Origin of the sequence: Pseudomonas profundi, assembly GCF_008638305.1 — a bacterium.
Classification (GTDB): Bacteria; Pseudomonadota; Gammaproteobacteria; order Pseudomonadales; family Pseudomonadaceae; genus Halopseudomonas; species Halopseudomonas profundi.
In genome coordinates this window covers 66,717-85,280 of the sequence record NZ_VTPZ01000001.1, presented here as the reverse complement: position 1 = coordinate 85,280, position 18,564 = coordinate 66,717, and the positions used below count along the sequence as shown (strand labels likewise).

General features: G+C 60.4%; 17 protein-coding genes, 1 tRNA gene and 1 pseudogene. 15 read left to right on the top strand and 4 right to left on the bottom strand.

Annotated elements, in window-relative coordinates:
• Nucleotides 1-36 precede the first annotated feature (36 nt).
• Nucleotides 37-726, bottom strand: coding sequence for an IMPACT family protein (locus FZE95_RS00405; RefSeq protein ID WP_223824913.1), 690 nt, complete (start codon nucleotides 724-726; stop codon nucleotides 37-39).
• A 188-nt stretch (nucleotides 727-914) separates the two neighbouring features.
• On the opposite strand from FZE95_RS00405, the gene FZE95_RS00400 reads away from it, so the two are divergent.
• The 4 genes from FZE95_RS00400 (at nucleotide 915) to FZE95_RS00380 (ending at nucleotide 4,939) form a co-directional block, all read left to right on the top strand.
• A complete protein-coding gene (locus FZE95_RS00400) occupies nucleotides 915-2,351 on the top strand; it encodes a thioredoxin family protein (protein ID WP_150298845.1) in 1,437 nt (478 codons plus the stop codon).
• Entirely contained in the window at nucleotides 2,348-2,884 is a 537-nt protein-coding gene (locus tag FZE95_RS19950) for a UGSC family (seleno)protein (protein ID WP_317845765.1), read from the top strand. Before FZE95_RS00400 ends, FZE95_RS19950 begins: the two co-directional genes overlap by 4 nt.
• 69 nt (nucleotides 2,885-2,953) lie before the next feature.
• Nucleotides 2,954-4,840 (top strand): selenocysteine-specific translation elongation factor, encoded by a 1,887-nt coding sequence (gene selB, locus FZE95_RS00385; RefSeq protein ID WP_190324446.1) that lies wholly within the window; start codon nucleotides 2,954-2,956, stop codon nucleotides 4,838-4,840.
• Between the two features lie 3 nt (nucleotides 4,841-4,843).
• Nucleotides 4,844-4,939 (top strand) — tRNA-Sec (locus FZE95_RS00380).
• A 33-nt stretch (nucleotides 4,940-4,972) separates the two neighbouring features.
• Here FZE95_RS00380 and FZE95_RS00375 read toward each other — a convergent pair.
• The gene (locus FZE95_RS00375) at nucleotides 4,973-5,380 is read right to left on the bottom strand and encodes a LysR substrate-binding domain-containing protein (RefSeq protein WP_190324445.1); all 408 of its coding nucleotides are present in this window, start codon (nucleotides 5,378-5,380) and stop codon (nucleotides 4,973-4,975) included.
• Here FZE95_RS00375 and FZE95_RS00370 point away from each other — a divergent pair.
• Both FZE95_RS00370 and FZE95_RS00365 read left to right on the top strand, forming a co-directional pair.
• A pseudogene (locus FZE95_RS00370) lies at nucleotides 5,367-5,716 on the top strand (carbohydrate porin); the annotation flags it as partial. The gene FZE95_RS00375 and the pseudogene FZE95_RS00370 overlap by 14 nt on opposite strands.
• Before the next feature lie 439 nt (nucleotides 5,717-6,155).
• The gene (locus FZE95_RS00365; protein WP_397387065.1) at nucleotides 6,156-7,250 is read left to right on the top strand and encodes an MFS transporter; all 1,095 of its coding nucleotides are present in this window, start codon (nucleotides 6,156-6,158) and stop codon (nucleotides 7,248-7,250) included.
• Between the two features lie 320 nt (nucleotides 7,251-7,570).
• Here FZE95_RS00365 and FZE95_RS00360 read toward each other — a convergent pair whose 3' ends face one another.
• Complete coding sequence (locus tag FZE95_RS00360) at nucleotides 7,571-8,467, bottom strand: LysR family transcriptional regulator (RefSeq protein WP_150298839.1); 897 nt, start codon at nucleotides 8,465-8,467, stop codon at nucleotides 7,571-7,573.
• A gap of 252 nt (nucleotides 8,468-8,719) precedes the next feature.
• On the opposite strand from FZE95_RS00360, the gene FZE95_RS00355 reads away from it, so the two are divergent.
• The 7 genes from FZE95_RS00355 to FZE95_RS00325 all read left to right on the top strand — a co-directional run bounded on the left by FZE95_RS00355 (nucleotide 8,720) and on the right by FZE95_RS00325 (nucleotide 15,437).
• Nucleotides 8,720-9,655: an LLM class oxidoreductase gene (locus FZE95_RS00355; RefSeq protein ID WP_150298838.1), complete on the top strand. Its 936-nt coding sequence runs from the start codon at nucleotides 8,720-8,722 to the stop codon at nucleotides 9,653-9,655.
• A 226-nt stretch (nucleotides 9,656-9,881) separates the two neighbouring features.
• On the top strand, nucleotides 9,882-10,871 hold the full coding sequence (locus tag FZE95_RS00350; protein ID WP_150298837.1) for a zinc-dependent alcohol dehydrogenase family protein: 990 nt from the start codon (nucleotides 9,882-9,884) through the stop codon (nucleotides 10,869-10,871).
• 89 nt (nucleotides 10,872-10,960) lie between these two features.
• Entirely contained in the window at nucleotides 10,961-11,254 is a 294-nt protein-coding gene (locus FZE95_RS00345; RefSeq protein ID WP_150298836.1) for a putative quinol monooxygenase, read from the top strand.
• Nucleotides 11,255-11,264: 10 nt separating this feature from the next.
• Nucleotides 11,265-12,284: a zinc-binding alcohol dehydrogenase family protein gene (locus FZE95_RS00340; RefSeq protein WP_150298835.1), complete on the top strand. Its 1,020-nt coding sequence runs from the start codon at nucleotides 11,265-11,267 to the stop codon at nucleotides 12,282-12,284.
• A gap of 141 nt (nucleotides 12,285-12,425) precedes the next feature.
• Entirely contained in the window at nucleotides 12,426-13,532 is a 1,107-nt protein-coding gene (locus tag FZE95_RS00335) for an alkene reductase (RefSeq protein ID WP_150298834.1), read from the top strand.
• An 89-nt stretch (nucleotides 13,533-13,621) separates the two neighbouring features.
• Entirely contained in the window at nucleotides 13,622-14,446 is an 825-nt protein-coding gene (locus FZE95_RS00330; protein WP_150298833.1) for an aldo/keto reductase, read from the top strand.
• Nucleotides 14,447-14,456: 10 nt separating this feature from the next.
• Entirely contained in the window at nucleotides 14,457-15,437 is a 981-nt protein-coding gene (locus tag FZE95_RS00325; protein ID WP_150298832.1) for an aldo/keto reductase, read from the top strand.
• A gap of 23 nt (nucleotides 15,438-15,460) precedes the next feature.
• On the opposite strand, the gene FZE95_RS00320 is transcribed toward FZE95_RS00325, so the two are convergent.
• Entirely contained in the window at nucleotides 15,461-16,531 is a 1,071-nt protein-coding gene (locus tag FZE95_RS00320; RefSeq protein ID WP_150298831.1) for an SDR family oxidoreductase, read from the bottom strand.
• A gap of 477 nt (nucleotides 16,532-17,008) precedes the next feature.
• On the opposite strand from FZE95_RS00320, the gene FZE95_RS00315 reads away from it, so the two are divergent.
• Nucleotides 17,009-17,500 carry a MarR family transcriptional regulator gene (locus tag FZE95_RS00315; RefSeq protein ID WP_150298830.1) on the top strand — a complete coding sequence of 164 codons (492 nt, stop codon included), beginning with the start codon at nucleotides 17,009-17,011 and terminating at the stop codon, nucleotides 17,498-17,500.
• On the top strand, nucleotides 17,497-18,561 hold the full coding sequence (locus tag FZE95_RS00310; RefSeq protein WP_150298829.1) for an HlyD family secretion protein: 1,065 nt from the start codon (nucleotides 17,497-17,499) through the stop codon (nucleotides 18,559-18,561). The genes FZE95_RS00315 and FZE95_RS00310 overlap by 4 nt, the downstream gene beginning before the upstream one ends.
• Nucleotides 18,562-18,564: the final 3 nt, after the last annotated feature.

Here is an 18,564-nt window from a genome sequence, read left to right as displayed (position 1 = left end):
GCTACGCCGGCAGCCTGATCGTTGTTGCGCTGTGGATCAGGAGGCTGGGGGAACGCCAATCTCCCACTTGAGCTCGCCCCGGGTGATCGATAAAAGCTGCTCCCGCAGCGCGCCGGCTGCGGTGGCAGGCAGGCGCACTTGCAACCGCACTACTTGCCCATGGCTGACTGCGAGCAGCTCGCCGCCAAGCTCCGTAATCAGGTTGCGAGCCATTCCTTCGTGGGCGTAAGCCAGCTCGCAGCACAGCGTCTGGCTGGGAATGTGCTCGACTTTTTCAGCCTGCAACAACGCTTGGGCTACAGCATCGGTGTAGGCACGCACCAGTCCACCGGCGCCCAGCTTGATCCCGCCGAAATAGCGCACCACTGTAGCCTGCACACCGTCTAGCTCCTGATGGCGCAATACTTCGAGCATCGGGCGGCCCGCTGTACCCGACGGCTCACCATCGTCCACTGCCGCGCTATGCCCGCCAGCCAGCAGTGCCCAGCACACATGAGCGCAGCCGGGATGCAGGATGCGCAGCTCGTTCACCCGAGCCTGCGCCGCGCTGCGATCGGCGACGGGTTCGACGAAGGCAAGAAAGCGACTTTTCCGGATTTCCACAACACTGGTGACGGGGTGAGCAAGACTGTACATGGTGCCAGCATAACCCGGCGTCAGCTGTGCATACAGTGTCTGGCGCGAAGCCCTCACAGAGCCCACAGCTTGCATACGGACCCATGTCATCGATTACAAACCGGCGTGCAGGAAGAAACAGTCGCCTAACGAGTGCGCAGAATCGAGCCCACCCCTGAAGCACTGATACCTCTCCAATCACCCCGCACATGATCACGCCCGCTGGCTTGGCAGCACATCCCCGGCTGCCTATGCTGTCTTTCTACCGAGACAAGCACGAGCAGCCCAAAGGGCCCGACATGACCTTATCCTTGCCCGATGGGCTGATTGTAGTTGCCAAAGCTGACTGCCCGACCTGCCGCCTGATTGAGCCTTTGCTGGCAGAGCTGGACCAGAGCGGGTCGCTGACGGTGCTGGTGCAGGATTCCGAAGAGTACGCCGCTGCTTTGCCTGGCACCCGGTATGACCGGACGCTGGAGCAGTCCTTTCGTTTGGGCATCGAGTTTGTGCCGACATTGATCCGGGTGGAGCAGGGCGTGGAGGTCGAGCGTACCTATGGTTGGCATAAAGAGGATTGGCGTGTGCTGTCCGGCATTGGTGATCTGGGTGAAGACTTACCCGTCATGCGCCCCGGTTGCGGATCAAAAACCCTGGACCCGGGCATTGCCGAGGAGCTGGAGCTGGCCTTTGGGGATGTGCAGCTGCAGTCGCGGGAAATTGATATCAGCAGTGCGGATGATGCCATTGAGGCCTGCTATGAACGTGGCTGGAGTGATGGGCTGCCGGTGGTTCCGCCAACTCCGGTGCGCGTGCTACGTATGCTCAAGGGCACCGAGCGTGCTGGTGATCAGGTGTTGGGTTTGATGCCGCCTGATCTGGTGCCCTGCACCGTGGAAAAGGTAGCGATCAATGCCGTGATGGCCGGCTGCAAGCCGGAATACATGCCGGTCCTGTTGGCGGCCGTCGAGGCAGCCTTGACCGATGAATTCGGTTTGCACGGGCTGACCTGCACCACCATGTTTGGCAGCCCGATGATTGTGGTCAACGGCCCGATCACCAGGGCAATCGGGATGAATTCCGGGGTCAATGCGCTGGGGCAGGGCAACCGCGCCAACGCGACCATTGGCCGCGCGCTGCAACTGATCGTGCGTAATGTGGGTGGCGGCCGGCCTGGCGAGATCGATCGCTCGGCCATGGGTAACCCTGGCAAGTACAGCTTTTGTTTTGCTGAAGCCGAAGACAGTGACTGGTTGCCCCTGGCACAGGAACGCGGCGTTCCGGCTGGCCGCTCTGCGGTCACGCTGTTTCCCGGTGAGGGCGTGCAGGGCATCGTCGACCAGAAGTCCCGCGATCCTGAATCGCTGGCACGTTCCTTTGCGTTATCCCTTCGCACAGTCGATCACGCCAAGCTGGCTATGGCTGGCGATGCCGTGCTGGCGGTATCACCCGAACATGCGCGGGTGTTCATCGACGCGGGTTGGTCCAAGCAGCGCCTGCGCGAAGAACTGGAACAACTGCTGCTGGCGCCGGGTGCCGATCTGGTGGCCGGTGCCGGCGGGATTACCGAGGGCATTCCAGATCGATTCAAGGATAAACAGGTACCCAAGTTTCGCCCTGGCGGCCTGTTGATCGTGCGGGTTGGCGGCACCGCCGGCCTGTTTTCTGCCATTATCGCCGGCTGGGCCGCATCCGGCCCGGTGGGCTCATCACCGGTAACCTGCGAGGTGACATCATGAACGAAAGCATACTGCTCGACCCCACGGCCGAGCGAGCACCGGCCGAACGTGCGCGACTGGCTCGGCCAGACAGCCTGAACGGCAAGGTCGTTGGCCTGCTGGATATTTCCAAGCCGCGTGGCAATGTGTTTCTCGATCGGATCGAGGAGCAACTGAGTGGCATGGGCATTGAGGTCAAACGTTACGCCAAGCCGACCTTTACCCGTATCGCACCGACCGAACTCAAACAGCAGATTGCCGCTGAAGTGGATCTGCTGGTGGAAGGTCTGGCCGACTGAGGATCGTGCACGTCGTGCTGTATGCATGACATCGCCGATCTGGAGTCACGTCAGATCCCAGGAGTAGGGGTTGCCTCCAGTGAGTTTGTTGAAGCAGCGGCAATGCAGTCCAGAGCGCTGGGGTTCGATCCGGCCATGGTCTTCGTGCCGCATCCGATTCAGGACCGCACCGACGCGGAAATGCGCGCGCTGGCCGATGGTGCGCTGGCCGACATTCTTCGGCTGTTGCGTGCTGAGGATGCTGGCGAGCCTTGAAGTCAGCGCTAATCGGGCACTGGTTGGAGTTATGAACGCGCGCTTCCCGTTGTCGTGGCAGGCGCGCCAGTGATCATCGCCACAGCCGGGCATGTGGACCATGGCAAAACCGCGTTAATCAAGGCGCTTACCGGCAAGGATACCGACCAGCTGCCCGAGGAGCAGCGCCGCGGTCTGACCATCGATCTCGGCTTTGCCTGGTTGCATGATCCGCAGCTTGGGCCGTTAGCCTTTGTCGATGTGCCCGGGCACGCACGCTTTGTTCGCACCATGCTCGCTGGCCTTGCCGGGGCCGACGCAGCCTTGCTGGTGGTCGCGGCTGATGAAGGACCGATGCCACAAACCCGCGAACATCTGACACTGCTGAACCTGTTGGGCATTGCCCGTGGGCGAGTGGTGATCAGCAAGATTGACCGCGCCAGTACTGAACAGCTGAAAGCAACGCAGCAGGCCATTGCCGAGCTGGTTCAGGGCACCGCACTGGCCGAGCACTCACCGCTGGAAGTCTCAATCCTGACCGGGGAGGGTATAGATACCCTGCGGTTGGCCATTCAGCAGCTCGAGCAAGATGCTAAGCCATTCAATACTTCAGGGCATCCGCGCTTTCTGGTTGATCGACGTTTCAGCGTTACCGGCAGTGGCTGCGTCGTCACCGGCACCTTGCTCCGAGGTGAGTTGCATACTGGCGACCAACTCTCCCTGACTCCGAATGCGCGCAAGGTGCGGATTCGCGGCATGCAACAGGACGGTCAGCCAGTAAGCCGCTTGCAGACCGGCCAAAGAGCCGCACTGAACCTTGCGGGTGAGCTGGATGCCGAACATCCCCAGCGCGGCGACTGGCTATTGAATGCAGCTATGCACCAGTTGACCGATCGCCTGGATATCTCCCTGCGTCTGGTAAGCGATACTCGTCTGCACCGCGGCACCTTGCAGATTCTGACCGGTGCCACGGCCACCAGCGGACGCGTGGTGTGGCTGGATGAATCGGCAGGCCTCGCCCAGGTATTGCTCGACCAACCTGTGCATGTCGCGGTGGGTGATTGTGTGATCGTACGCGAGCCAGCGGCGAACCAGACGCTCGGCGGAGGCCGAGTGATTGATCCGTTGGGCCGCCAACGCGGACGCACTAAACAGGACTATCTTGCCCGCTTAGCCGCGCTGCATGGAGTTACTTCGCCAACAGAGGCGCTGGCAATAGAGCTTGAACACCAGAGCGAAATTGCAATACCCGCTTTTGCTTTGCGCTGGCAACTGACCGAAACAGAGCTGGCAAACAGCCTGAGCAAAGTGCCTGTGGTTCGCCTCGGGGATCAGGCGTTGCACCCGCAACGAGTAGCGCACGCCGAACAGACCATTGTCACCACCTTGCAGCAAAGCCATGCCGAACAACCGGAGCAACGGGGGCTGACGCTACATACACTCCTGCGCCGTGCTGCACTGGGCCTGTCACCACCGAGTAGTGGCCTGTTACTCAAGCGCATGGTGGATAAACGCCTATTGCGCCAAGAAGGCGGCATCTTCGCCTTGCCCGATCACCAGCCGCAGCTTGCTGAAAGCGATGTGGCGTTCTGGGAGCAAGTTTCCTCTGAACTGACCCAGGCAGGTTTACGGCCACCGATAGTTGGCGAACTGGCAGAACGACTCGGTACCAGCCGGGAGGAGATGCTGGCTTTCATGCGCCGCATGCAAGCCTGGGGCTATCTGCTGGGCGTGGCGCCCAATCGCTTTTACCTGCCTCAGCAACTGGATCAGCTGGCCGCTGTAGCGGCTGCACTCTGTGGTGAGTCTGAAGACGGCGGTTTTATCGCGGCCGAGTACCGCGACAGATCACGCATCGGTCGCAACCTGACCATACAGGTGCTGGAGTACCTTGATCGCGCCGGGGTGACTTGGTATCGCCGGCAACGTCGCTACCTACAACCGGCCTGGCAACGCCAGCAAGCAGAAGACAATTGATTAGGATGGACATCGCCCCCGGTTGGGGCGCCCGGACTTCAACTCCGGTGAGATGCGCAACGCGTGTCTGGTGGGTTCGACTCCCATGTCCTTCCGCCATTTATCGCTGCGATCAGTGCCGCAAGAGGATTTTCACGCATCCGGTGTACCCAGCCGATCCACCATGAAGTCGACGAAGGCCCTGACCTTGGGTAGAGACTGGCGTCCCGATGGCCATAGCAGGCGGACGTTGCGCTGATCTTGCACCTGCTTTTCCAGCACCTTGACCAGTCGCCCGTCCGCGAGGGCGTCAGCGATGATGACTTCCGGTAATAGCGCAATGCCTACGCCTGCTTCGGCCATGGCATGCAAGGCCCCGGTCGCGTTGGCGATGACTGATTCCGGTATTTCGGCGGAGGATGGTTGCCCCTGCTCGATTAATGGCCAGGACGAGAGTTTTCCGCTACTTGGAAAACGGTAGCGCAGGCAGACATGGGCGCTCAGGTCGGCAGCGTGGACGGGCGTGCCGTAGCGCGACAGATAGGAGGGCGCCGCGACCAAAGCCTTGGTTCCGGTCGAGCTTATCTGGAAGCCGGCGGTATCTGTCCAGGCGTTACCTGGCGAATATCGACTGGGCTATTACCACAGCAGTGCGAGCGCCGACGATGTATACCAGGATATAGATAGCCGCCCGCACGGGGTGACCGGACTGGCGTTCAAGTCACGCAGCAGTAAAAGTGGTTGGTGGGTAATGGGTCGGCAGCAGCTTACGGCTCGCGAAGCGACGCCTCCCGTGGCATCCATGCTTTCGCCAATTTCACGTTCCATGATAAAGACACCAGCAGCATCGATAGTTTTCAGAATATCGGGGTTGTCTACAGCGGCCTGTTTGACGCGAACCTCGCATAAGTACCTCCTCTCGGCACCATACGCATATCCAACCTGTGACGAGTCCCAGCCCGGCACCGTCGGTGCAGCGACAAAGGGTAAACGCGCAAGCTGTCGGCCCGAGCGGCCAACGCCAGGTACAGCTTGAAATCCCGAGCGGGACTATCAGGCCCGCCGCGAATGCCGTTAAAATGTCGCCTCGTTACGATCTTGGCGCAGCTTGCCAAGACTCCGAAGAATTGCCCTGTCGCTCCGACAGGGTACATACAGAGCTACTGTCGCCTCGCTCGAAAGCCTTGAGATGTTGTTTCGATATCGGCCGCATGGGCTAAGCAGCCTCCTGCGGCGGACAGGCAGTGGTCTTTTCCTTTTTTATCCATATTTGAGGTTAAACATGGCGGATAACGCCACAGCAGACGCAGGATCACTATCGCCCAGAGCAATCCTGATGATCGAACTGGCTCTGGCTATGGGCGCCTTCGGCATCGGGGCTGGCGAGTTCGCCATTATGGGCCTCATGCCCAACGTCGCGCACGACCTAGGCATCAGCGAGCCGCAGGTCGGGCATTTGATCAGCGCCTACGCGCTCGGCGTGGTAGTGGGCGCACCGGTCTTGGCAGTGCTCGGCGCCCGGCTGCTCCGTAAGCATTTGCTGGTGCTGCTGATGGGCTTCTTCGCCGCCGGAAATTTTGCCAGCGCTATGGCGCCGGGTTACGGCTCGCTCATACTGTTTCGGTTCATCGCTGGATTGCCCCACGGCGCCTACTTTGGTGTGGCGATGCTGGCGGCGGCCACGATGGCACCTCCGAACCAGCGTGCCAAAGCGGTGAGCAGGGTGATGATGGGGCTCACCATCGCGTTGCTGATAGGCAATCCATTGGCAACTTGGCTTGGGCAACTGATCGATTGGCGGCATGCCTTCACAGCTGTCGGGATTATTGCCGTGCTTACGATGGCGTTGGTGGCACGTTTCATGCCGCTCGACCGTCAGGAGGAACGCAGCGATCCACGCCGGGAGATCAGAGCCTTTAACCGCCCCCAGGTCTGGCTGGCTCTAGGCATTGGTTCGATCGGCTTCGCCGGAATGTTCTGCGTTTTCAGCTATCTGGCACCGACTCTGTTGGAAGTGACCGACGCCGATCCCGGCTGGATTCCCGTGGCTCTCATCGCTTTCGGTTTCGGCGGCATCGTCGGCAACCTCGCCGGTGGCTGGCTGTTCGATCGCTTCCAATTTAGAGCGGTGGCCTTGATCCTGATCTGGAGTACGGTTGTCCTGTTGGCGTTTCCGCTGGCGGCGCAGTCGCTCTGGAGCATGCTATTGGCAGCGTTCTTCGTGGGAACCATGATTGCGCTGGCACCGGCCCTGCAGATCCACCTGATGGACGTGGCGATGGGTGCCCAGACACTCGCAGCGGCTTCGAATCACGCCGCTTTCAACCTCTCCAATGCTCTCGGACCCTGGTTGGGGGGACTGGCCGTCAGCGCCGGCCGCCGCCGGACTATTCGTCTTCGGCTGGGCCTGGCGAACCCAAAGTACGCCTGATGAGGTAGGTCAGGTGGGGTAGGGGCTTCTGAAACGTCGCGCAGCGCATCGTCTGCAACACTCCCCCGGGTTACGCAGGTTTTAGTATGCTGCGTTCACCAGTTGAATCCGTGGTCGAACGCGGCCATAGCCGAGCGACCGCTTTTTTGGCCGTTAGCTGCTGCCTCAGTCTGCAAAAACAATACTGGGCTCGAAGCGATACTTGTCTCGCTGCGTCTTGGCCTGCGCATCCGCTCCGCGACGCGTTGGAGCTCGATCAGCCGAGGCAGGGAAGGGCGCGGTCCCCTAGCCAGAACGATGTTTTAAATTGGCCAGACCGCTCAGTCTTCCAGCCAGCCAGTATAGAGCACCGGAAACTGCTCGCTTACCCAGTCGATGAAGGCGTGTACCTGCGGCGCCAGATGGGACCTGCTGGGATACAGTATTGAGACCGGCCGAGGGCGAGGACGATAAGGTCGTAGCACTTCGATCAACGACCCGTCTGCGAGATAGCGGTCAAGTGTGATGCCAGGTGCCTGGAGAATGCCGAACCCGGCCACACCGCATTCAACATAAGCATTTGACTCGTTGACGCTGATGCCGTAGCTGCTCACGTATGTTTGCTCGCTACCTTCATTGAGAAACTGCCAGGGCAGCGACCGCTTGTTTTGCCCTGATAAAAACGTTACTCCGCCGTGTGCACGCAGGTCGTCGAGGTTCACCGGCTCGCCGTGTTCCTTCAAATAGCGTGGTGAAGCGCAAGTGATCATGATCGCTCGACCGATTCGTCGGGCTACGAGACTGGAATCGGGCAGCTCGCCAATGCGCAATACACAGTCCACGCCTTCCGCTACGAGATCAACGGTCCGGTCCGTCACGCCGAGTGTAAGCTCGATATCCGGATAGCAGGTGGTAAATTTCCGCAGGCTCGCGATGAGCCCCGGTTGAGCGAATGCGGTTGGAATGTCAACGCGTAGCCGCCCGCGCATGCTTGCGTCTGGGTGACCGAACATGGACGTCGCCTCAGCGACGTCGCCGAGAATCTGCTTTGCTCGTTCGTAGAACCGCTCCCCTTCATTGGTCAGCCGCACCTTGCGGGTCGTGCGTTGAAACAGGCGTACGCCCAAGGAGGCCTCCAGCTCCTGAATCGCTCGCGTGACTTGAGGACGTCCGACGCGCATGGCGTCTGCCGCACGGGTGAAACTGCCCAATTCGGCTAATCGCACGAAAAGTTGCATTGACTGGAGCAGCTCCACGGGACGTCCTCGTTCAGGTATTCGGTTTTATTAGATTCGAGCCGGGCCGCGGCGAGATTGTTGCGTAAAAGCATAACAGTCTTGTCTCCAGCTGCGCATTTATCATGCTCTGCGGCTGCTGAAGAATAGGTGCAGACGATCTTGACGCTGTCGCCGGGTCAGCCGTTGACCCCAAGGCCACGGTACCAGCCATCGGGCATGTTCGACTGGATGTTTCAAGCAGAGAGGTAGGTTATGTCTAGAGCTCCGCAACCCACCGACACACCTGAAGGCGTGTTCAGCGAGGTCTTCCGCCCGGACAAGCTGACCTTCGGGCTGCTGGCACCGCTCGAGGGGCATCCGCTGAGCGACACGCCCACTATGGAAGGACACGCCTCGCTGGCGAAACAGGCAGACGACTCGGGTTTCGCAGCGTTCTGGCTGCGCGATGTGCCATTCCGTGATCCCGCTTTCGGTGATGTGGCCCAGATCTACGATCCCATGGTGTACGCAGGCTGGCTTGCCGCTGTCACGCAGCGCATTGCTATCGGCACCGCCGGGATGATCCTGCCGCTGCGTGATCCGATTGCCGTTGCCAAGCAGGCGCTGTCAGTCGATCAGCTCTCGAACGGTCGGTTTCTGCTGGGTGTGTCCACCGGAGATCGGCCGTCGGAGTATCCCGCATTCGGGATCGATTTCGAGCAGCGCGCTGACCTCTTTCGCGATGCCTGCTCCTTGATCCAGGTCCTCGCCAACGAGTCATTCCCCGTCTATGAGTCGAGCCACTTTGGCTCCCTGGATGGTTCTCTGGATCTGATACCCAAAGCTCATCACGCCCGCTTGCCGATGGTGGCTGTCGGTCGGTGCGGTCAGGAGATTTCCTGGCTAGCGCAGAACCTGGATGGCTGGATCTGGCATCAGAGCAACCTGGCACGCCTGCCCGATGTCATCCAGACGTGGCGGTCAGCCTGCGGGCCGGAGACATTCAAGCCGTACGGCTATGGCACGTTTTTCGAACTGGATAGCGATCCAAATGCGCCGCTGAATTGGGGGCAAGGCGTCCGCGGCGGGCGCAAGGCGCTTATTGATCTATGGCGGGCCCAGCGCGATCAGGGCGTCTCGCACGTTGCCTTGAACATGCGCGTCTCCCATCGATCGAGACTGTGTAAAAACTCTTTTGATCAAGCGTAGCAGTCCAAATCAATGCGAATACTACGCTCCTACGCAAAATCTAGGTCTGCTGGCTAACCGAGCGCTTACAGATTTCACGTAGGAGCGCATACATTAGAAAGACGTCTGCGTTTTTACACAGCCTGGATCAGTGAAGGACACAATTCAGGAACTGGGGGAGCACGTGCTTCCGCTCTTCGCCTGACGCCGCCTGACAACACAACGACTTTTCAACAGAGGGCATTTTATGTCTCGCGTCATACGCTTCCATCGTACCGGTGGTCCAGAAGTACTCCAGATCGACGAGGTCGACGTGCCTGCGCCCGGCTCGGGCGAGATACAAATCCGTGTGAAGGCGCTCGGCATCAACCGGGCCGAAGTGATGTACCGCACAGGACAGTACGTCATCGAACCGCAGTTTCCAGCGATGCTCGGCTATGAGGCTGCGGGCACGGTGGAACAGGTCGGTCCCGGCGTGACCCACTTCGCTGTCGGCGATGCAGTGAGTGTCGTTCCGGCCTTTTCCTTTGCCGAGTACGGTCTGTACGGGGAGCTGGTCAACGCACCGGCACGGGCCGTGGTGAAGCATCCTGAAGCGCTCTCGTTCGCCGAGGCAGCGGCGACCTGGATGCAGTTCGTGACGGCGTACGGCGCCTTGATTGAACTAGGCGCGTTGCAGGCGGGCGAGGTTGTGCTGATTCGTGCTGCGTCCAGCAGTGTGGGGCTGGCTGCGATTCAGATAGCCAACATGGTGGGCGCGACCCCTGTGGCGCTAACCCGCACTGGTGACAAGCGTCAGGCCCTGCTAGAGGCAGGCGCGGCAGCAGTCATCGCGACCCAGGAGCAAGATCTCGTCAAGGAGGTCACGGCTATCACTGGCGGGCAGGGCGCCCGCATGGCCTTCGACCCGGTTGGCGGACCGGAAGTAGCGCAGATCCTCAAGGTGCTGGCCAACCATGGCATCTTTTTCCAGTACGGTGCGCTGGATAGCCGCGATATCCCCGTCTCGGTCATGGACCTGCTCGGCAAACATCTGACGCTGAAAGGCTATCAGTTGTTCGAGATCACTGGAGACGACGCGAAGCTGGAGCGGGCGAAGGCCTTCATAAACGAGGGGCTCGCTTCGGGGAAACTGCGGCCGGTGATCGATCGTACCTTTGCGTTCGAGGATATGGCCGAGGCCCACCGCTATATGGAGTCCAATGCTCAGGTAGGGAAACTGGTCGTGACCCTTTGAGTTGCGCACACGACCGACATCGGCGGCCGATTTTTGGCCCTAGGTCGGTCGAGTAGCGCTTTCGCATTTTCAACCAAACAGGAGCTTGCATGACAACCCCTCTCACCGTGGTCGCCACGCTGGTCGCCAAGGACGGCTTCGAAACCGAATTGGAGCAAACGCTGCGAGGCCTGCAAGGCCCCAGTCGAGCGGAGGAAGCCTGCATTCAGTACGACTTTCACCGTGATGCCGAGCAGTCGCGCACCTTCCACATGATCGAGCAGTGGCGAGACGAAGCTGCGCTGAACGCACATGAAGCGACGGCGCATTTCCAGGCGGCTCTGCCAGCCATCGAACACGCCGCCGAAAAGTTCTCCATCACCAAAATGTACCGTCTCTCTTGAGGAACGCCAGATGAAAGCCATCGCACACTTCAAATGCTTGCCTGTTGATCATCCAGACGCCCTGGTGGAAATTGACGTCCCTGAACCGTCGCCAGGCCTGCGCGACCTGCTCGTGGAAGTCAAAGCCGTATCGGTCAATCCCGTCGACACCAAGGTGCGGCAGGGCTACGTACCGCATGAAGACGAAAGCCAGCCGCGGATTCTTGGCTGGGACGCAGCTGGCGTAGTCAAAGCGGTCGGGTCGGACGTCACATCATTCAAGCCGGGCGACAAGGTCTGGTACGCCGGGTCGTTGATCCGCCCCGGCAGCAACAGCGAGCTGCAACTGGTCGATGAACGCATCGCCGGTTTCATGCCCGAGTCCCTGAATTTCGCCCAGGCTGCCGCAATGCCGCTGACGTCTCTGACCGCCTGGGAGCTGCTGTTCGATCGTCTGGGTGTCGCGCGGGATACCACTGACCGAGGCCAAACGCTGCTGATCATCGGCGCTGCGGGAGGGGTGGGTTCGATCCTAACGCAGCTGGCCAGACAGCTGACCGGGTTGACCATTGTCGGCACCGCGTCCCGGCCCGAAACCCAGGCCTGGGTCACCGAGCTTGGCGCACACCATGTGATCGACCACAGCAAGCCGCTCAGCGAAGAGCTCAAGCGCATCGGTGTCGGCGAGGTCAGCTACGTTGCAAGCCTCACCCAGACCGACCGGCATTACGAGCAGATCGTCGAGTCGCTCAAGCCCCAGGGCAGGCTGGGCCTGATAGATGACCCGGAGACTCTGGACGCGCTGCCCCTGAAGCGTAAGAGCCTGTCGCTGCACTGGGAGCTGATGTACACGCGGTCCTTGTACGAGACCGAAGATATGCAGGCGCAGCACAACATTCTGAACGAGGTAGCGCGGCAGATCGATGCAGGCGTCCTGCGCACGACCGTTGGCGAGAATTTCGGGCGAATCGGTGCGGCTAATCTTCTTCGCGCCCATGCACTGCTGGAAAGCGGGAAGGCGAAAGGGAAGATCGTGCTGGAAGGCTTCTGATGAACCTGATGCCGCAGAGCCAACAACGGGCGAGGCATGGCATTCGTCACCCAGATGAAACTCGAGGTCCGGCTGCCGTGTCAGGTTCGATACACCGGGCTTCATCTCCTTTTCGAGAAACCGCTACCGAGGAAGCATCCCATGGCCGAACGAAACGACATCCTGTTTAGTACTTTCCAGCTCGGCGACCTGACCCTGCCCAACCGAATTGTCATGGCGCCATTGACTCGGTCGCGCTCTTCTCAGCCAGGCGACGTGCCAAACGACCTCAACGCTGAGTACTACCGGCAGCGCGCCGGGGCGGGTCTCATCATCGCCGAGGCGACTCAGGTCTCACCGCAAGGAAAGGGGTACGCCTTCACCCCCGGGATTCATTCGGACGCTCAGGTTGAAGGGTGGCGCAAAGTCACCAGCGCGGTGCACGAGGCGGGAGGGCGAATCCATTTGCAGCTGTGGCATGTTGGCCGAATTTCTCATCCTTCGCTGCAACCTAATGGCGAGAAGCCGGTGGCACCGTCGGCCATCAAGCCCGAGGGCGCCCAGACATACATCAGCGCTGAATCCGGGATGGTCGATATCCCCGAGCCCCGCGCACTCAGCGAGGAGGAAATTCCGGGTATCGTCGAGCAGTTCCGGCTCGGCGCAGAGAATGCCCAGCGCGCGGGCTTCGATGGAGTAGAGATCCATGCAGCCAACGGCTACCTGCTGGACCAGTTTCTACGCAGCGAGAGCAACCAGCGCACCGATGCATACGGGGGTTCGGTAGAGAACCGCCTGCGTTTCCCCATGATGGTCGTCGAAGCGGTCGTTGGGGTATGGGGCGCTGAGCGTACAGGTATTCGAGTTAGTCCCACCGGCAGCGCCAATGCCATGCGCGACGCCGACCCTGTTGCAACCTACGGCGCGCTTGCCAAGCGTCTCAATGAGGCAGGCATCGCTTACATAGAAGTGGTGGAGGACTCGTTCCAGGGCAACCTGGAGCAAGGGCGGCCCCAGGCGGTCATCGATGCCATCCGCCAAAATTTCAAAGGGCCCTATATCGGTAATGGCCACTACACCGGTGATGAGGCACGTCAGCGTATCGAAGCGGGACAATGTGATCTGGCATCTTTTGGTCGACCGTTCATATCCAATCCCGATCTTCCGGAGCGGATCCGGCAAGGCGCTGCGCTTAACGAGTGGGATGCCAGCTCGTTTTATGGCGGCGATGAGCGCGGCTATACGGATTATCCGACGCTCTCAGACTGATTGCCGACGCGGGTCGCTCGTCGGCTGGTTTCGTCGCGTCGCGTCGCCGCCTGGTTGCCGCACTATCTGTTCTAACATGAGGGTCCTGAATGACAATCCCCACCATCGCCTTCGGAAATGGCCACGAAATCCCCCAGCTCGGCCTCGGCGTGTTCCAGATCCCGCCGGAACAGACCCGGCAGGCTGTGCTCGATGCCTTCGATATCGGCTACCGGCACGTGGATACCGCAGCGATTTACAAGAACGAGCAGGGCGTGGGCGACGCGATCGCCAGCGCCGGTCTGCCGCGCGAACAGCTGTTCATTACCACCAAGTTGTGGAACGACCAGCAGGGTTACGACAGCACCTTGCGGGCCTTCGATGAGAGTATGGCCAAGCTGCAGCTCGACAGGCTCGATCTTTATCTGATCCATTGGCCCTGTCCACAACGGGGCGACTTCGTCGACACCTGGAAGGCGTTCATACGCCTGCGCGACGAGGGCCGGGTGACCTCGATCGGCGTATCGAACTTCCGTGTGCAGGATCTCGAGCTGCTGATCAGCGAGACCGGCGAGGTTCCGGTAGTCAACCAGATCGAGTTGCACCCGTACCTGCAACAGCCGGAACTGTGCCGCTATCATGCAACCAAGGGGATTGTCACTGAGGCCTGGAGCCCGCTAGCGCGTGGCGGGGATATCCTTGCCGACCCGCTGATCAAGGCGCTGGCTGACAAGCATGGCAAGACCGCGGCGCAGGTCGTGCTGCGCTGGCACCTCGATAACGATTTCGTGATCTTCCCGAAGTCGGTCCACACTGAGCGTATGCGCGAAAACTTCGATCTCTTCGATTTTGCGCTCGAAGCTGATGACCTGGCGCAAATCGCTTCCCTCGACCGTGGCCAGCGCATCGGCCCCGATCCGGCAGAGCTGAACTAAGGGAGGCCGAATGGACTACATCAATCTTGGACGAACCGGACTGAAGGTCTCACGGCTTTGTTTGGGCTGCATGACCTATGGCGTGCCCGAGCGCGGCACTCATCCATGGACCTTGGACGAAGCGCAAAGCCGGCCGTTGATCCAGCAGGGGCTGGAGCAGGGAATCAACTTCTTCGACACGGCTAACGCCTATTCCGATGGAACCAGCGAAGAAATCGTCGGGCGCGCGTTGAAGGATTTTGCGCGCCGGGACGAAGTAGTGCTGGCGACCAAGGTGTACATGCCGCTGCGCAACAAGCCCAACGTCGGCGGACTATCGCGCAAGGCCATTTTCAACGCCATCGACGAAAGCCTGCAGCGCCTGGGCACCGACTATGTCGACTTGTACCAGATCCATCGCTGGGACTATGCCACGCCAATCGAAGAAACGCTTGAGGCACTGCATGATGTTGTCAAGGCTGGCAAAGCGCGTTACATCGGCGCCTCGTCGATGTACGCCTGGCAATTCGCCAAGGCGTTATATACCGCCGAGCGTCACGGCTGGACTCGCTTCGTTAGCATGCAGAACCACGTCAACCTGCTCAATCGCGAAGAAGAGCGCGAGATGCTACCGCTTTGCGCCGCCGAAGGCATTGGCGTGATTCCGTGGAGCCCGCTCGCTCGCGGCCGCCTGACCCGCGATTGGGACGCAACCAGCGAGCGTAGCGATACCGATGCCTTCGGTCGCACGCTTTATGGCGCAGCCGAGGATGCCGATCGCCAGGTCGTCGAAGCGGTAGCTCGAGTTGCCGAGGCGCGGGGCGTACCGCGGGCGCAAGTGGCACTGGCGTGGGTGGCACAGAAGGCCGAAGTCACAGCTCCAATCATAGGAGCCTCCAAGCCTCACCATCTTGAGGATGCGGTCGCCGCGCTGGAATTAGAGCTAACAGAGGAAGAAATCACTCAGCTCGAAGCGCCTTATGTGCCACATGCTGTGGTCGGCTTCAGCTAATGATTCGCTTCATCCGAGCCGTTTCATGAGTGACCGCCGGCGAAGGTCGGGATGTAGCCTTTCTCGCCCAGCCGGCGTATCGCGCCGATAAGGCAGTCCTCGGTATTCACAGCCTCGCTGAAGCCGGCGCGGCGGATCTTGCCCATGTCCGAGATCATGTCGAACTCGGTATTGAAGATGAAGTCGCCGAAGGGCCAGCCCACCAATTTGTCGAAAGGGATCGGTCTCAGATTATGACGCTCGGCGAGTCGCTGCCAGGTATCGCGCATTTCCGGCATTTGCCGGGCGAGGGAGAACGGCAGCGGCTCGGCCACCTCCATGCCCAATGCATTGCCAACCTTGTTCCAGATGCGCTCCCAGCGAAACGGTTCGCCAACCAGGTTGAATGCCTGATTGCGTGCGGCGGGGTCAAGCGCAGCCCAGAGGCTAGCCCGTGCCAGCCAGCGCGCGTCAGTCAGCTGCGCCAGCACGCCACGGTAGGTACGTACCGAACCGGGGAACCGCAGCGGCACGCCGGTTTCGAGGCTGAGCGCGGCGAAGGCGCCGATGACCAGGGCAATGTTCATCGGATTGCCGGCGATATCCCCGACCACCACGTCAGGGCGAAGGATCGACCACTCGAAGTCGCCTCGCTCGGCGCGCTCCCGAAGCAAGTCTTCCTGATCGTAGTAGAAGTTGGGGCCGACATGGCGCGGCGTTTCGTCTTCATAGAATGGCGCCGTGCTCGGCCCCAGATGCACGCCATAGACCTTGGCGCCCTGGTAGTGGATGACTCGCTCGAGATTGGCGCCGGCCGCATTCAGCCCGTCCAGCAAATTGCGCAGCATGGCACCGTTTATCATCGCTTCGCGCCCTAGGTTCGCGTCCGGCCGCAGTGCTGCGTAGAAGACGTGGGTGGTGTCACCAGCCGCCGCTAGGGCCTGATGACTGGCGTGAGCATCGGTGAGGTCAAGGTCGATTGTCTCAACGTCGGCGATGAAGCTGCGCCTGACGACCCGGACCGTCCAATCGCCTTGTTCGAGCAAGGTTTCCACCAGCGCGTGACCGATGATGCCGCTAGCTCCAACCACCAGAGCCACTTTTGAATCTGACATGAGTACTCCGCGTCGCGGCCCGAGATGGGCAACCGAGTAAGAAAATCTTTCGCATACTTTCCAGAGACAAGCAAAATCGCATCCGATTCCAGATGGAAGCCAGTGTCGCGCCTTCTTGCTGTTGGCAGAGTGTCGCAAGGTGAGGAGGGTGGTCGGAAGAGCAAGCATAGCTGGCCACGGGTCGGCAGTAGACGCTATATCGAACGGGGAGTTGAGTCGTAGCCCTAGGGGTTCGTTTCGGATCCCCAAGCCGAAAGACCGCTTTCGGGCCAGAAGCGGACTCGCGAAACGCGTACAACACCTTGAGCCACTCCGTTTAGTTCACCGCCGGTATTCGCCCCGAAGTAATGCTTGGTAAGCATCCCCTTCTAGCCAATCGAGTGAACAAATTGGCTTGCTAAGTATCACCATGAGCGTAAGCTATATGCTTAGCGTGCTAATTAGTTTCTGCCTTTTTGGTCACCCTTGGAGGACCCGATGACAACATCAGCCAACTCAGCGTTGCCTTTGCATCAGACACTCAAACCCTCCATGGGGGCGTCCATGGGGCGGGTGCATCGACTATGGCGTAGCGCGATCAATCAGGCGGTCGGCGAGCTGGGCATGACCGAGGCGCGCTGGGCGGTGCTGATCCATTTGGACCAGATTGGCGAAGGCTCCACGCAGCAGGCGTTGGCGACGGAACTGGTGATTGAAATGCCATCACTTACCCGCACGCTGAACCAGTTGGAGCAGCAGCAACTTATCGAGCGGCGCCGTAGCGCGACCGACGGACGTGCTCACTGCCTATGGTTCACCACCGCAGGCCGTAAACAGGTACGTCTGCTGGAAGATCACATGGCGCAGGTTCGCTCTGAAATCTACAAAGGCATATCCGCCGAGCAGCTCGATGCGTTTGCTGAGGTGCTATTGAGCATGGAGCGCAATGTACGCTCGCTGCTGGGCCGTTCCGGGGAGCTGAGTGCATGACGCCAGATCAGATTTTCGCCCGCTGGGTGCGCGCTGCACTGATCGTGTTTGCTCTGATGTTTGGTTATTTTCTTGCCGCTGATCTATGGATGCCGTTAACACCGCAGTCCCGGGTCATCCATCCGGTCATTCGTGTCGCGCCGCAGCTCAGCGGGCAAATCGTTGAGGTCGCGATAACTGACAACCAGCATGTGCGTGCGGGCGATCTGCTTTTCAGGATCGATCCGCGCCCCTACCGATTGGCGCTACGCGATGCGCAGCTGAAGCTGGAAGCGGCCGAGCGTGACAATGCCGGCTACGATGCGTCGCTGGCTGCGGCGGAAGCCGAGGTGCGTGCGGCACAGGTGCAGCTCAACGAGCTTGCGCGCGAGCACAAGCGTCTTGAAACTTTATTGGCTAGTCGCAACGTCTCGCAGCAGCTCTACGAGCAGACCCGGTCCAACTACGAGGCGGCGCAGTCGGGCCTTGCCAGTGCCAAGGCGCGAGCCGAGCAGCTACGAGTGGAACGTGGTCTCACCGACGAGAGCAACCTGCGTTTGCGCCAGGCTCGCAATGATCTGGAGCAAGCAGAATTGAATCTGAGCTACGCGGAGATACGCGCCGAGATCGATGGCATCGTATCCAATCTGCAAGTCAAGCCGGGCACCTACGCCTCGGCCGGCAGCGCACTGGCTGCACTGGTCAGCGATGAAGCGGATGTCATTGCTGACTTTCGCGAAAAGTCGCTGGTGCACATGGCGCTTGGCGAAACGGCGGCGGTTGTATTCGATGCCCTGCCGGGCCGGGTATTCGATGCCCGGGTAATGGCGCTCGATGCCGGTACATCACAAGGACAATTGCTGCCCGACGGCAGCCTGGCGTCGCCGGAGAGCTCCGATCGCTGGGTTCGTGATGCGCAGCGCCAGCGGATCCATCTAGCAGTGCAGGATGCGCCCGGGCTCCTGGAACAGCTGCCCTCCGGTTCCCGCGCGACCGTGCAGCTGTATCCGGTGACCGGTCTGGCCAAGCTGCTCGGCAGTCTGCAGATTCGTCTGGTCAGCCTGATGCATTACATCTACTGAGGC